Raw genomic sequence first — 14839 nt, forward strand, 5'->3', positions numbered from 1 at the left:
GAGATTTCCATAAATTTCCGTAATTTGCAATGCTTTAAATAATAATACAATAATGATTATTCAACCAAGAACAAGAGGATTTATTTGTCTTACTGCTCATCCAGATGGTGCATTACAGACCGTTAAAAATCAGATAGAATACGTAAAATCTAAAGGTGAAATAAAAAACGGACCAAAAAAAGTTTTGGTAATAGGTGCATCTACCGGTTTCGGTATTGCTTCTAGAATTTCTGCTGCTTTCGGATCTGGTGCTGCAACTATTGGAGTATTTTTTGAAAAACCTGCTTCTGAAGGCAAAATGGGTACCGCAGGTTGGTACAATACAGCTGCTTTTGAAAAAGAAGCAAATGATATTGGTCTTTATGCAAAAAGTATCAACGGAGATGCATTCTCTGACGAAATAAAAAAACAAACAATAGATCTTATCAAACAAGATCTTGGACAAGTAGATTTGGTGGTGTATAGTTTGGCTTCACCAAGAAGAACGCATCCCAAAACAGGAGTTGCTTATTCTTCAGTGCTTAAGCCAATTGGACAACCATTTACGAACAAAACAGTAGATTTCCATACAGGTGCAGTTACAGACATCAGTATTCAACCCATAGAAAACCAAGAAGACATCGATAATACCGTTGCAGTAATGGGAGGTGAAGATTGGAAATTTTGGATGGAAGATCTAAAAGAAGCTGGCGTTTTAGCAGATGGTGTAAAAACAGTGGCCTATTCTTATATCGGCCCAGAGTTAACGTTCCCAATCTACAGAAACGGTACCATTGGTCAGGCTAAAAATGATCTTGAAGCTACAGTTCCTATACTTAATGATTTGTTAAAAGACATCAATGGAGTTTCTTACGTTTCTGTAAATAAAGCATTGGTAACGCAATCTAGTTCTGCAATACCTGTAGTCCCTTTATATATATCCTTACTGTACAAAGTAATGAAAGCAAAAGGAACTCATGAAGGAACAATAGAGCAAATGCAAAGACTGTTCGCAGAAAGATTATACACGGAAAATGGTGAAGTATTGCTAGATGATAATGGAAGAATAAGAATAGATGATCTAGAAATGGATCCTGAAGTTCAAGCCGAGGTAGCTCAATATTGGGAACAAGTGACTACAGAAAATCTAGAAGAAATTTCTGATATTGAAGGATACAGAAAAGATTTCTTTAATTTATTCGGTTTCCAAATCGATGGTATAGACTATGAAAAAGAGGCTAATGAAAATGTACAAATCCCAAGCATAGAAGCTTAATTTATAATTTTAATACCCCAAAAAAAAGCCCTTCTAATGTAATTTTAGAAGGGCTTTTATTATGATTCTGCAAATCCATTTTTAATGGCAAAAACCGCCAATCCCACTCTTGTTTTTAAGTCTAACTTGGCACACAATTGATCTCGATAGCTCTCTACCGTTCTAGGACTACATACCATTTTTTCAGCGATTTCTTTGTAGCTTAGTTCTGAAACGGTGTACGAAAGAAATTCTTTTTCTCTTTCAGAAATTTTTATCGTTTTTTCGTTCTTTTCATTATTTAGGCTAGAAAAAATAATTTTTGATGCCCAATCAGGATAAAAAAATCCATTATCGTTTAGGTTGTTTAGTGCGTATTCTAGATCTTTTGGATGCGTATTTTTTAGCAAATAGCCTTTTGCACCATTTTTTATCATTTTGATTACACTATTGTCGTCTCCTTGCATACTTAGGGCCATTACTTTGATGCTTGGGTGATGCTCTTTTAGCCAAGCTACTGTTTCAAAACCATCCATAATGGGCATGCTGATATCAAGTAAAATTATCTCTGGAATTGCCTTCCCACTCTCGAAGTTATCAATAAGATCTTTACCGTTTTCTGCTACATAAATGACCTCAAAACCATCGAAGTTACTGATGATGCCTTGCAAGGCTTTTGCAATAAGAAGATGATCATCTACAATAACTATTGTTTTTTTCATATTTATTTTTTTAAGGCAATTTGAAGTTGGGTACCTGCATTTATTTCACTGTGTAGATAAAATTCGGCTCCTATTATTTTGGCTCTGTTTTTCATATTGGTGAGTCCAATACCATTGCTTTTGGTTTGTGCAGTATCAAACCCAATACCATCGTCATCAATAGTTAATTTCCATAAATATTTCTCAGATATACTGAGATCTATCTTCATGGTTTTGCATTTAGAATGTTTGATGCTATTTTGAAGAAACTCCTGAGTAATTCTTAAAAGCACATTTTTTTGAATAAATTCTAGCTCTAAATGCTCAAAATTGTGCGTAAATTTTATATCACAACGCTTGATAGCATTAATGTTGTCTACTTCTTCTTGGATGAGCGTAATAATTTCTTTCTGGTTTATATTATCATCTGTCAGAGTTTTAGACAAGCTTCTGAGGTCTTGTAAAGATTGATTAATGATTTCTGATATCTGATCTATTCTTTCGCTTTCCTCTGCAACCTTATTTTCATATAATAATTGTTGCGTGTACAAACTTACTAGGGTGAGTTTTTGTCCAATATTATCATGCAGCTCTCTTCCGATTTGTTGCATCGTTGCTTGCTGAATTTCTAGCTGTGTCGCTAACAATTCTTTTTGATGAATTTCATTGTTTATTTCTATATCATTGAGGTATTCTTTCTTTTTTAGACGGTATTTATTAATGTAAATAATAATTGCAACAATAAAAACCACAAAAAAAAGGTTGAATAAAATAATAGTGATTAAGAGCTCCGTTTCCCCCATAGGTATGATATTGAAAATAAAAGATACATTACAATTCCTGATGTGGCAAAGTATAAATAATAGTAATTCCACATTTCTTTATGCTTGCTTATCAAATCGAAAAACGTCCAGAATGGCAATGTCCCGATGTAAAACAAAGTTACTCCCTAATTGACATAAAACATTTGATTTTTATAAAAATTAATAATATCAGAAGAATTAATTTGCTTATAATACTCCATGATAATCAATATCAATAATACAAGGCACCCAAAAGTATAGTTGAGTGAAAAAATAACTTGGTTAGTTTGTAATAAATATTCACTTGGGATAAAAGAAAGTAGATATAGTATCGAAATCATGTAAAATAACTTAGGTTTATCAAACGATTTCATAGCATACAACCAATAGAAAAATAAAAATTGTAAGGGGATTACAAAAAAATTAAAATAAGGAGGTTTTTTATATTCAATTATAAAGTCCCCCCATTTCCCAAAAAGTTCACATAAAAAAATGATTAACAGATAAAAAGCGAAATATTTCCATCGGTTTTCTTTACTTCGATGAAACATCACCAATGCAGTAATGGCGGCAATGCCTTCACTCGCGATAATACAGTTTTGTAGAAATATTATAACTTCATCCATAAATACAAATTGTTAATACGACTCTATACAATTTGTAGAGGGAGGAGAGAGTGTGCCATGGTTTTGGGCTAGTGCTAAGATCTCTCTATCGGTGACTATTGGGGCTAAGCTATTTTCTAGAGGGTTATAATCCATATTTTTTATTTCTCCTTCTACCTCTTTATTGATGGTAGGTATTAAAACCAAAGTGTGTCTCAAGGCGTAGTCTTCTGGTAAAGAAGATTCTGGAAACTCTGGATAGGCTGCATAATAAAATCGTATACCAAGATCCACATCAGTTATATTGGGATCTTCTAATTTTGCAAGTAGCTCCATATCCGAAATAAATTTTTTCAGAGTTCGGAGATCAAAATGTATAGAGTTAGCGTCCTCAAAACCCATATTCTGATTAATATAAGCTTGCTGTTTGCTACGATAGTTAGCAACTAAATTTCGAATGTGTTCTACAGGCAATGTAGAAGGATTCTCATCAATATGATGATTGTTCATGGTATAAAGTTTTATTATTAGTTAAAGCAAAGAACCGAAAAAAAATTGTGAAAAGCATATGCTATTTTACGGTTTAAAATATCGTGATTTTACGGATTGTACATTATTTTAAATTTTCATAAATGAATTTATCTTAAACTTTATTTTGTCATAAAATGAATTAACTAATTTTATATTTATAGATAATTATTTATGATTGATAATTTTTAATTTTTATTTAAAATTTTTAATTTAAGCAAACCTTGAAAATTTAAACTAAATAAACCTTTATAGAAGGAAGTTTCTGTAATAAAATGATAGATTTGCAGCTGAAATTTTATACGATAATTATTAATTTAAATTTATAAATGAAAAAATATACCATTGCATTGCTATGCATCGCAACATTTGGCATCTCTTGTTCTGATAAAAATGAATCTAAAGACACTAGTAAATACACAGATGACCAAAAAGCTTCCTACTATATTGGTCTTAACATGGCACAAAGTATGAAACAAGAAGGTTTTAAAGTAGATGCTGATATTATGGCGCAAGCTATAAAAGAAGAAATGGAAGGAAAGCCAAAATCATTACCCGCTGAGGATATGAACAGTTTTATGCAAGGGTATATGCAAAAGCAACAGGAAAAAATGCAATCGGCAGCAGGAGTAGAAGCTAGCGAAAACAAGAAAAAGGGAGTAGATTTTTTAGCTAAAAATAAAAGTAACCCAAAAGTGAAAGCTACAGCTTCAGGCTTACAATACGAAGTAGTACAAGAAGGGGATGGTAAAACAATGCCGAAAGCATCAGATATTGTACAAGTAAAATATACAGGTAAATTATTAGATGGGACGGTTTTCGATTCTACCGATAAAAATGGTGGTCAGCCCATGGACATCAATCTAGGTAGCGTTATCAAAGGATGGACAGAAGGAATTCAGTTGATGAGCAAAGGTGCAAAATACAGATTTTACATTCCTTCGGATCTAGCGTATGGTGACCAAGGTGCTGGGGGTGCAATTCCTGCAGGTTCTACCCTTATTTTTGATGTAGAATTGGTGAGTATTAAATAATACTTCCCGACAAATTATAACAAAGAAACCTCAACCAAAATGGCTGAGGTTTTTTTTTATATTAATATATTCTTCGGCTTCGCTCAGAATTCTTATTATTAATTATAATTCTGTAGGTCTAAAAACCAAACCTGTTTCTGGGAAGAAATCCATAGTGATTCTGTCGCCATCATTTACATTTCCAGCTAATATCTCTTTAGATAATTTGTTCAAAACATCTTGCTGAATTACTCTTTTCAACGGTCTAGCGCCGAAAACTGGATCGTAACCTTTATTCATTAGATAATCCAAAGCATCTTGGGTAGAAGTCATCATGATATTTCTTTGGGCAAGAAGCGTATTGAGACCTCGTAATTGATACTGAACAATTTTGCCAATATTTTTCTTGGTTAAAGGTTGGAATAAAACCGTTTCATCTATTCTATTTAAGAATTCTGGACGTAAAGTTTGTTTTAATAAATCAAAAACTTCTTCTCTCGTTTTATCCACTATTTCTTCCTGATTATCATCGGTAATATTCTCGAAATTCTCCTGGATAATATGCGATCCCAAATTAGACGTCATAATAATTATAGAATTTTTGAAATTCACTACACGACCTTTATTATCCGTTAATCTTCCGTCATCCAAAACTTGCAACAATGTATTGAAAACATCGGGATGCGCTTTTTCTACCTCATCCAAAAGCACCACAGAATAAGGTCTTCTTCTCACGGCTTCCGTCAATTGTCCACCTTCATCGTAACCTACATATCCTGGAGGCGCGCCTACCAATCTAGAAACACTGTGACGTTCCTGATATTCGCTCATATCAATTCGCGTCATATTATTTTCATCATCAAAAAGTAGTTCTGCCAAAGCTTTTGCCAACTCTGTTTTCCCCACTCCCGTTGTTCCCAAGAATAGGAAAGATCCGATGGGTTTTTTATCGTCACTTAATCCCGCTCTGTTTCTTCTAATCGCGTTGGCAACAGCTTCTATCGCTTCTTCTTGTCCAACTACACGTTTGTGCAATTCGTCTTCCAAGTGCAATAGTTTTTCTTTCTCCGACTGAATTAATTTGGTTACCGGAATTCCTGTCCATTTTCCAATGACTTCTGCGATATTATCAGCCGTAACTTCTTCTTTGATCAGTTCATTTTGATGATTTTGCATTTCTAGTTCTAGCGTTTGCAAAGCATCTTCTTTTTCCTTTATTTTTCCGTATTGTATTTCGGCTACTTTGGCGTAATCACCAATTCTAGAAGCTCTTTCAGCTTCCAATTTTAAAGCTTCAATATCTTTTTTGATTTGCGTGAGATCTTCCGACTTTTGCTTTTCCTTCAGCCATTTTGCGTTGATCTCGTTTCGCTGTTCAGAAACTTTAGATAAATCTTCTTTTAGATGATCTATTTTGGTTTGGTTTCCTTCTCTCGAAATTGCCGCCAACTCAATCTCCATTTGCATTAGTTTTCTATCGAGAACATCCAATTCTTCGGGTTTCGAATTAATTTCCATTCTCAATTTAGCAGAAGCTTCGTCTATCAAGTCAATCGCTTTATCTGGTAAAAATCTGTCCGAAATATAACGCTGAGACATTTCTACCGCAGCAATTATTGCTTCATCTTTTATTCTAATTTTATGATGCGCTTCATACTTGTCTTTAATTCCACGAAGGATAGAAATCGCCGATTCGGTATCAGGTTCTTCTACCATTACCTTTTGGAAACGTCTTTCGAGTGCCTTATCTTTTTCAAAATATTTTTGATATTCATTTAAAGTCGTTGCACCAATTGCTCTCAGCTCGCCTCTTGCTAAAGCTGGCTTCAAGATATTAGCGGCATCCATTGCACCTTCGCCACCTCCAGCGCCAACCAAAGTATGGATCTCATCAATGAAAAGAATAATTTGTCCTTCGGCTTTCGTTACCTCATTCACTACAGATTTTAGTCGCTCCTCAAATTCTCCTTTGTACTTTGCACCCGCAATCAATGCGCCCATATCCAAAGAGTATAGCGTTTTATCTTGCAAATTTTCGGGTACGTCACCATTAATGATACGGTGGGCAATTCCTTCGGCAATGGCAGTTTTACCTACTCCAGGTTCCCCAATTAAGATGGGATTATTTTTCGTTCTTCTAGATAGAATTTGCAAAACTCTTCTTATTTCTTCGTCACGACCAATTACGGGATCTAATTTTCCTTCAGCCGCTAGTTCGTTGAAGTTTTTTGCGTATTTATTTAAACTTTGATACGTTTCTTCTGAACTTGCAGAAGTTGCTTTCGAGCCTTTTCTTAGTTCGTTGATTCCTCCCTCCAATAATTTTCTCGTTACGCCCATGTCTTTTAGCATTTGCGAAACGGGAGATGAGGTTTCAATTAAACTTAGCCAAAGATGTTCTATGGTCACATATTCATCGTCCATTTTTTTAGCGATATTCGGTGCGTCTAGCAAAACTTTGTTCGCAGACTGAGAAAGATAAATATTTCCGCCTTCTACTTTGGGTAGTTTTTGGAGTAATTCTCTGTTTCTTTCTCTAACTAAACTCGCATCCGCTTCCGATTTTTTAAGCAAGAACGGCGATATGTTTTCATCTATTTGGAAAATTCCTTCCAGTAAATGTTGAGGTTCTATTTGTTGGTTGCCAAACTCCATCGCTACTTGTTGCGCAGCTTGTATGGCTTCCTGTGATTTTACAGTATATTGATTAAGATTCATATTATTATATATTAAGGTTGATTGATACTTTGTTTTCGTAAAGATTGGAACATCAGATTTCAGAATGACTGAATCTTTTTTCTGAAAAGCTGAAATCTAAATTCTGAGGTCTTCCTCTTTGTTTAATCATTTAATTCTATTACTTTATCTCAAAAACTATTCAATTATTAAATTTACAGAAAAATAAGTCAAAATTTCCGAATATTGTAATTTTAACATCATTTTAACAAGACAAAATTTCCGATTTGTATCTATTTTGGGAAATATTAAGGTAAACTCGTCGTATTTATTTTTGAATTATGTAAAACAGATTACTTACTTTTGCAATTATCAAATGGAGTTAAAAGAAAAACAACAGAAAATACTGGACGTCGCTATAGAGCTTTTTAAAGAAAAAGGCTATATGGGAAGTTCTGTGAGAGATTTGGCGAAAAAGCTAGATATAAAAGCGGCATCTTTATATGCGCATATAAGTTCTAAAGAGGAGATTCTAGAGTGGATATGTTTTGGTATTGCGCAGGATTTTTTCGAAAATCTTGAAATGGTAAAAGATACTTCCCTTGATCCTAAAGAAAAATTAAATCTCCTGATAGAAAGTCATCTCACTATTGTTCTCAAAAATCCTGATGTTACGCATATTTATTCTAATGATTGGATGCATCTCGAGGAAAGACTCCCTGAGTTCATTGCGCTGAGAAAAAAGTATCAGCTAGATGTAGAAAAAATGATCACCGAAATATATAAAGCTGAGAAGTGGGAACTGAAATCTCCCGTTTTTACCACAAGATTTATTCTTCATACGCTCAATAATTCTTATTTCTGGTTCAAAAGAAATGTAGAATCTACCAAAGAAATTACCAACGAGATACGAGATAAGATCCTGTTTGGACTTATTGGAAACAGTAAATAGTCTATTTTTGGCTATGTATTATCCAAGTGAACTGATTAAAATTATTTCATTGTTTTAAATTTAAATTATTGATTAACAATTGATTATTTACAAACAAAGCCATTAATAATGATAAAAGTCATAAAAATTTTGCTATGATGAATTTTAATTTTAAATTTACACCTAACAAATGTTAGTTAGGTTATGGATTTTTCAGTTGAATATTTAAAACGTGATGATTTGAGAAAGTTACAATCTGAAAGATTAGTAACCATGATGAATTATCTTGATGACAAGTCAGAATTTTATAAAAATAAATTGGATGAACTCGGAATATCATTTTCGGATATTAAGACCATCGAAGATATCTCAAAACTGCCAATAACTTATAAGCAAGATCTGAGAGATCAGTATCCTTTTGGATTGTTTACGGTACCTAAGGAAGAATTGCAAAGAATACACTGCTCTAGTGGAACCACAGGAAAACCTACTGTAGTAGGATATACAAAAGATGATGTAGATCTTTTTAGTGAAGTGGTTGCAAGATCATTGAATGCGGCGGGTGCAAAACCAGGAATGCAATTGCATAATGCGTATGGATATGGCATTTTTACCGGTGGTTTAGGATTGCATTATGGAGCCGAAAAATTAGGAATGAGCGTATTGCCTATTTCTGGTGGAATGACCTCTAGACAGGTAGATTTAATTATCGATTTCAAACCTGAGGTAATTTGTTGTTCCCCATCTTATGCATTGACCATAGCGGATGAATTTACCAAAAGAGGAATTGCAGCAGAAGATATTAGCTTAAAATATGCAGTATTGGGTTCAGAACCATGGACAGAAATTATCAGACACCATATTGAAGAAAGACTAGGCGTTCAGGCAACTAACATTTATGGACTAAGTGAAATTATCGGTCCTGGAGTATCTATGGAAGATGTAGAAGAGAAGGGTGGTTCTTATATTTGGGAAGATCACTTTTACCCAGAAATCCTAGACCCTATTACAAAACAACCTTTACCTCTTGGTGAGGAAGGTGTTTTGGTAATTACCACACTTACCAAACAAGCGATGCCGCTTCTTCGTTATTGGACCAATGATATAACAAGTTTATATTATGATGAAAATTCTAAGAGAACCATGATCAAAATGAAACCCATATTGGGGAGATCTGATGATATGCTTATTGTAAGAGGTGTAAATGTATATCCAAGCCAAATAGAAGAAGCTTTTTCTCATGTACAAGGAGTAGTACCCAACTATTATCTTACGCCAATAGAAAAAGAACAAATGTGTGTAGCATTAGATGTAGACGTAGAAATTGCAGATGATTTTCTGAAATCTCAACATTTGGAGCTTAATAGCCAAGAATATACTATTTTTATAGAAAATTTTGGATACGCAGTGGAAGCCGAAATAAAAAGAAGAGTAGGCATTACTACTAAAGTGAAAATACACGGACAAGATACCCTTCCTAAGTGTGAAGGTGGAAAAATTAATAGAATACTTAAGACAAAATGAATTCATTTTATAAATTAAAGACTGTAAAAGTTCAGAAGGATACCAAAGATGCAGTAAATGTATCTGTGGAAATCCCAGAAGAATTGAAAGATAAATTCAAATTCAAACAAGGACAGTATCTTAACTTTAAAGTAATGGTTGATGGCGTGGAGGAACGACGTTCTTACTCCATTTGCAATGCACCAAGCGAAAAAAGCAATACGCTTGAAGTTTTGGTAAAATTGCTAGAGGGGGGTAAGGTTTCGGGATACTTCAATGAGCATCTTCATATGGATGAAGTTTTAGAAGTAATGCCACCGATGGGAGGATTCAATACTACTTATCACCCAACCAATACAAAAACTTATATTGGTTTGGCTGCAGGAAGTGGTATCAGCCCTATATTATCCAACTTGAAAGAGAGTCTTCATCAGGAACCTAATAGCGATGCTTACTTATTCTACAGCAATAGAAGCATGGATTGCGTGATGAAGAAAGCAGAAATTGAAAAATTGGTAGAAGATTTCAAAGGACGACTAAAAGTAGTTTATTTAGTAAGTCGTGAAAAGCATGAAGATCCAATATTTGAAGGAAGAATTTCCGCAGAAAAATTAGATCATTTATTTGATCGTTTTTCTGAAATAAACGTTCAAGAAGCAACCTATTTTATCTGTGGACCTTCTGAAATGATAAAAGGAATTTCAGATTACCTTAAAAAAGATAAAAAAGTACCCGCTATACAAGTGTTGTACGAATATTTCTCGGCTCCAGATGAAGAAAATTCTCAGGAAATGAGCGACGAATTCAAAGCGATTGCCAATATAGAAAGTATGGTAACGGTAATTATTGATGACGATGAGTATTCTTTCCACTTGAATTCTAAAAAAGAAAGTATATTAGATAAAGCATTGAAAGACAATCTTCCAGTACCATTTGCTTGCAAAGGTGGAGTTTGTTGTACGTGTAAGGCAGAAGTTCTAGAAGGTGAAGTTTTCATGGAAAAGAATTTTGCGCTTACCGAAGATGAGGTAGCAAGAGGTTTTGTACTTACTTGCCAATGTCACCCAACTACCAATGTGGTGATGCTAAATTATGATGTCTAAGACAATTTGAAAATGAGGAAATGAGTTTATTTGAAAATGATATCATTGTATCGTATTTTTGAATTTCCGACCTCATCAGTTTTCAAATTATTTAATTTTCAAATTTAAAAAAAATGGATTTAGAAAAATTTGTACAATATGTACAAGACGAAAATAAAGTAGAACCAAAGGATGTAATGCCAGATGATTACAGAAAACTTTTGGTTCGTCAGATTTCTCAGCATGCCCATTCTGAAATCGTGGGAATGTTGCCAGAAGCCAACTGGATTTCTAGAGCACCTTCGTTAAGAAGAAAAATGGCACTTTTGGCTAAAGTACAAGATGAGGCAGGACATGGTTTATATCTTTATTCTGCAACAGAAACTTTGGGTAATGGTACCATCCGTGCAGATAGAGACGCTACTTACGAAGATATGCTAGAAGGTAAAGCAAAATATTCTAGTATCTTCAACTATCCAACGTTGAGCTGGGCAGATATTGGTGCTATCGGCTGGTTGGTAGACGGAGCTGCAATTATGAATCAGGTAATGCTGATGGGTAATTCTTACGGCCCATATTCTAGAGCAATGGTGAAGATTTGTAAGGAAGAATCTTTCCACCAAAGACAAGGATATGAAATCCTAATGGCACTTTGTAGAGGTACGAAACAACAAAAAGAAATGGCTCAGGCTTCGTTAGATCGTTTTTGGTGGCCAGCTTTGATGATGTTTGGTCCTAATGATGATAGCTCTCCAAACTCTAAAATCTCTATGAACTATAGAGTGAAAAGAGAAAGTAACGATAGCCTTCGTCAGAGATTTATTGATGTTACCGTATCTCAAGCCGAATTTTTAGGTTTAACGGTTCCGGATAAAGATTTGAAATGGAATGAGGAAACTCAACATTATGATTTTGGCGAAATTCCGTGGGATGAGTTTATGACAATTCTTAAAGGAAACGGACCTTGTAACAAAAAGCGCATCGAAACAAAAAGAAAAGCGCAAAGAGAAAATTCTTGGGTGAAAGAAGCTGCGGTAGCTTTTGCAGAGAAACAAGAAAAATTAGTTTAAAAATTATTTAATTTGAAAATGTGATAATTTGAAAATGTCATCATTGTACATTAATTTTCAAATTTCCTCATTCTCAAATTCTCAAATTTAAAAATATGGCAAATTTAGATATGTGGGAAGTGTTTATTCAAACTAAACCGGGATTATCTCACAAACACGTTGGTATTGTACAAGCACCAACAGCAGAAATGGCTTTGCAAAACGCAAGAGACGTATATACTAGAAGAAAAGAAGGAACTTCTGTTTGGGTGGTACCAAGCAAATATATGGTAACTTCTGAAGGCGTAGATAAAGAAGCTTTCTTCGATCCGGCAGACGACAAATTGTACCGTCACCCAACTTTCTACGACATCCCGAACGACGTTAAAAATATGTAGATTAATAAATAATTTGAAAATGTACTAATTTGAAAGTTGAAGTAATCAAGGTTAAAATAATCAAGCTTTCAATTAATCAGATAGATCAGTTTTCAAATTAATTAATTTTCAAATTTTCAAATTAAAAAAAATGAATCCATTATATAATTATTTATTAAAATTTGCTGACGATAGCTTTATCATGGGACAAAGATTGTCTGCATGGTGTGGAGAAGGTCCTTATCTTGAAGAAGATATTGCACTTACCAATATCGCATTAGACGAGTTGGGGCAGGCAAACAATTTTTATGTGTACGCTTCTAGAGTTGCCGATAATGGTAAAAGTGAAGACGATTTGGCTTTCCTAAGATATGAGCACGAATATGTGAATGCACATCTTACAGAACTTCCAAACGAAGATTATGCACAAACTATTCTTAAAGTATATGTGTTTTCTGTATACCAAAAATTGATGTACGAAGCTTTGTCCAATTCTGCGGACGAAGAATTGATGGCAATTGCACAAAAATCTTTAAAGGAAGTTAGATATCATTACACTCACGCTGCATCTTGGATGAAAATTTTCGCACAAGGTACAGAAGAAAGTAAAAACAGATTGGTAAAAGCTTTAGGAAACGTTTGGGAATATACTCAAGGTTTATTCGCAAAAGTAGAAGGCGAAAATGATTTGGTAGCACTTAATATTGCTCCAGATTCAGATGCTTTATACAATGATTTTCTAAGTATTACCCAGAAAGATTTTGCAGAATTCGGGTTAGAATATCCTACAGATCCATTCATGCAACCAAAATCTAGAACAGGGTATCACACAGAATATTTCGGTTATATGCTTTGCGAATTACAATACATGCAAAGAGCTTATCCAGGATGTACTTGGTAAAGATTAATATATCAATCTACCAATTGCTAGACGGTTAGATTGATAAATTGGTACATTTTAAAATATGACAGATTTAATAGAATTATTAGAAACCATTCCAGATCCGGAAATTCCAGTGATCAATATTGTAGAATTAGGAATTGTAAGGGAAGCAGTGGTAACGGGCGAAAATACTTGTGATATTACCATCACACCTACTTATTCTGCATGTCCTGCAATGTTCACCATAGAGGAAGACATCATCAAAATGATGAAGGAAAATGGATGGGAAGCGAAAGTAGTCACCAAAATGTTTCCTATATGGACAACAGATTGGCTTACAGATGAGGCAAGGGAAAAACTCCGTGTTTACGGAATTACGCCGCCAGAGAAAGGAGCCAACGAAACGCATATCGGAACTCCAAAAAAATGCCCACGTTGTGGATCTACCAACTCCAAACAAATTAGTAGATTTGGATCTACATTGTGTAAAGCCTCTTATCAGTGTAACGACTGTTTAGAGCCATTTGATTATTTCAAATGTCACTAGTAAGAGATAGTTTGTAAATGTATTATTTTGATAATTACCAATTACATATATTTTCAAATTTATTAATTATCTAATTTTTCAAATTAAAAAAAATGACGTATTCACAATTCGATATCGAAAATAAATTAGACGGAAAACTTAAAATCGTTTACCTTAATCAGCCAGAATCTTTTAATTCTTTGAATATGAGAATGTTGAAGGAATTAAAAGATTTTTTTGATGAATGTAATGATGACGAAAACGTTCGTTGTATTGCGATTTCTGGTAGAGGAAAAGCATTCTGTTCTGGTCAAAACCTTAAAGAAGCGCTTTCTGTAGGCAGTGATGACGAAGATGAAAGTATGATCCAGCGCATCGTGATAGAATATTATAATCCGATGGTAGAATCTATCATTAATAATTCTAAACCAATAATTGCTTTGGTAAACGGTCCTGCAGTGGGAGCAGGTGCAATGTTGGCTCTTATATGTGATTTTGCAATTGCTAAAAATACCGCTTATTTCTCTCAAGCATTTGTAAATATTGGATTGATCCCTGATACGGCAGGAACATATTACTTACCGAAACTTTTAGGTCGTCAGTTAGCAAGTTATTTAGCTTTCACAGGGAAGAAGCTATCAGCAGACGAAGCGAAACAACTAGGTTTAGTAGCAGAAGTTTTCAATGAGGAAGAATTTGAAGCAAGGTCAGAAGAAATTTTGATGAATTTGGCTCAGTTACCCACCAAAGCAATTGGATTAACCAAAAAAGCATTTGCCAAATCTTATAATAATACGTTGGCAGAACAGCTAGATTTAGAAGGTATTTACCAGCAAGAAGCAGCTAATTCTTTAGATTTTAAGGAAGGTGTTTCAGCATTTTTGGAAAAAAGAAAACCAGAATATAAAGGAAAATAATTAGTTTGAAG

14 protein-coding genes are annotated in these 14839 nt (G+C 34.1%); 10 read left to right on the top strand and 4 right to left on the bottom strand.

The features are described from left to right. Positions 1-52: 52 nt before the first annotated feature. Positions 53-1255 (top strand): enoyl-ACP reductase FabV, encoded by a 1203-nt coding sequence (fabV, locus tag ACKI42_RS06525; RefSeq protein WP_407403651.1) that lies wholly within the window; start codon positions 53-55, stop codon positions 1253-1255. A 59-nt stretch (positions 1256-1314) separates the two neighbouring features. Here fabV and ACKI42_RS06530 read toward each other — a convergent pair whose 3' ends face one another. The 3 genes from ACKI42_RS06530 to ACKI42_RS06540 form a co-directional block, all read right to left on the bottom strand. Then, on the bottom strand, positions 1315-1956 hold the full coding sequence (locus ACKI42_RS06530) for a response regulator (protein WP_407403653.1): 642 nt from the start codon (positions 1954-1956) through the stop codon (positions 1315-1317). Between the two features lie 2 nt (positions 1957-1958). After that, positions 1959-2687 carry a sensor histidine kinase gene (locus tag ACKI42_RS06535; RefSeq protein ID WP_407403655.1) on the bottom strand — a complete coding sequence of 243 codons (729 nt, stop codon included), beginning with the start codon at positions 2685-2687 and terminating at the stop codon, positions 1959-1961. A 689-nt stretch (positions 2688-3376) separates the two neighbouring features. Next, positions 3377-3853 carry a hypothetical protein gene (locus ACKI42_RS06540; RefSeq protein ID WP_407403657.1) on the bottom strand — a complete coding sequence of 159 codons (477 nt, stop codon included), beginning with the start codon at positions 3851-3853 and terminating at the stop codon, positions 3377-3379. Between the two features lie 347 nt (positions 3854-4200). On the opposite strand from ACKI42_RS06540, the gene ACKI42_RS06545 reads away from it, so the two are divergent. Beyond that, positions 4201-4905 carry an FKBP-type peptidyl-prolyl cis-trans isomerase gene (locus ACKI42_RS06545; RefSeq protein ID WP_407403659.1) on the top strand — a complete coding sequence of 235 codons (705 nt, stop codon included), beginning with the start codon at positions 4201-4203 and terminating at the stop codon, positions 4903-4905. A 102-nt stretch (positions 4906-5007) separates the two neighbouring features. Here ACKI42_RS06545 and clpB read toward each other — a convergent pair whose 3' ends face one another. Further along, positions 5008-7602, bottom strand: coding sequence for an ATP-dependent chaperone ClpB (gene clpB / locus ACKI42_RS06550; protein WP_407403661.1), 2595 nt, complete (start codon positions 7600-7602; stop codon positions 5008-5010). Between the two features lie 334 nt (positions 7603-7936). On the opposite strand from clpB, the gene ACKI42_RS06555 reads away from it, so the two are divergent. The 8 genes from ACKI42_RS06555 to ACKI42_RS06590 all read left to right on the top strand — a co-directional run bounded on the left by ACKI42_RS06555 (position 7937) and on the right by ACKI42_RS06590 (position 14828). Further along, positions 7937-8512, top strand: coding sequence for a TetR/AcrR family transcriptional regulator (locus ACKI42_RS06555; protein WP_407403663.1), 576 nt, complete (start codon positions 7937-7939; stop codon positions 8510-8512). A 183-nt stretch (positions 8513-8695) separates the two neighbouring features. Next, positions 8696-10015, top strand: a complete 1320-nt coding sequence (locus ACKI42_RS06560) for a phenylacetate--CoA ligase family protein (protein WP_407403665.1) — start codon at positions 8696-8698, stop codon at positions 10013-10015. Beyond that, complete coding sequence (locus ACKI42_RS06565; RefSeq protein ID WP_407403667.1) at positions 10012-11097, top strand: 2Fe-2S iron-sulfur cluster-binding protein; 1086 nt, start codon at positions 10012-10014, stop codon at positions 11095-11097. Before ACKI42_RS06560 ends, ACKI42_RS06565 begins: the two co-directional genes overlap by 4 nt. A 113-nt stretch (positions 11098-11210) precedes the next feature. After that, positions 11211-12146, top strand: coding sequence for a 1,2-phenylacetyl-CoA epoxidase subunit PaaA (gene paaA / locus ACKI42_RS06570; protein ID WP_407403669.1), 936 nt, complete (start codon positions 11211-11213; stop codon positions 12144-12146). A 95-nt stretch (positions 12147-12241) separates the two neighbouring features. Continuing rightward, complete coding sequence (gene paaB / locus ACKI42_RS06575; RefSeq protein ID WP_407403671.1) at positions 12242-12523, top strand: 1,2-phenylacetyl-CoA epoxidase subunit PaaB; 282 nt, start codon at positions 12242-12244, stop codon at positions 12521-12523. 130 nt (positions 12524-12653) lie between these two features. Next, positions 12654-13403 carry a 1,2-phenylacetyl-CoA epoxidase subunit PaaC gene (gene paaC, locus ACKI42_RS06580; protein WP_407403673.1) on the top strand — a complete coding sequence of 250 codons (750 nt, stop codon included), beginning with the start codon at positions 12654-12656 and terminating at the stop codon, positions 13401-13403. A gap of 64 nt (positions 13404-13467) precedes the next feature. Beyond that, the gene (paaD, locus tag ACKI42_RS06585) at positions 13468-13932 is read left to right on the top strand and encodes a 1,2-phenylacetyl-CoA epoxidase subunit PaaD (RefSeq protein WP_407403675.1); all 465 of its coding nucleotides are present in this window, start codon (positions 13468-13470) and stop codon (positions 13930-13932) included. A gap of 92 nt (positions 13933-14024) precedes the next feature. After that, positions 14025-14828, top strand: a complete 804-nt coding sequence (locus tag ACKI42_RS06590; RefSeq protein WP_407403677.1) for an enoyl-CoA hydratase/isomerase family protein — start codon at positions 14025-14027, stop codon at positions 14826-14828. Positions 14829-14839 lie beyond the last annotated feature (11 nt).

Source organism: Chryseobacterium sp., from assembly GCF_045629545.1.
Classification (GTDB): Bacteria; Bacteroidota; Bacteroidia; order Flavobacteriales; family Weeksellaceae; genus Chryseobacterium.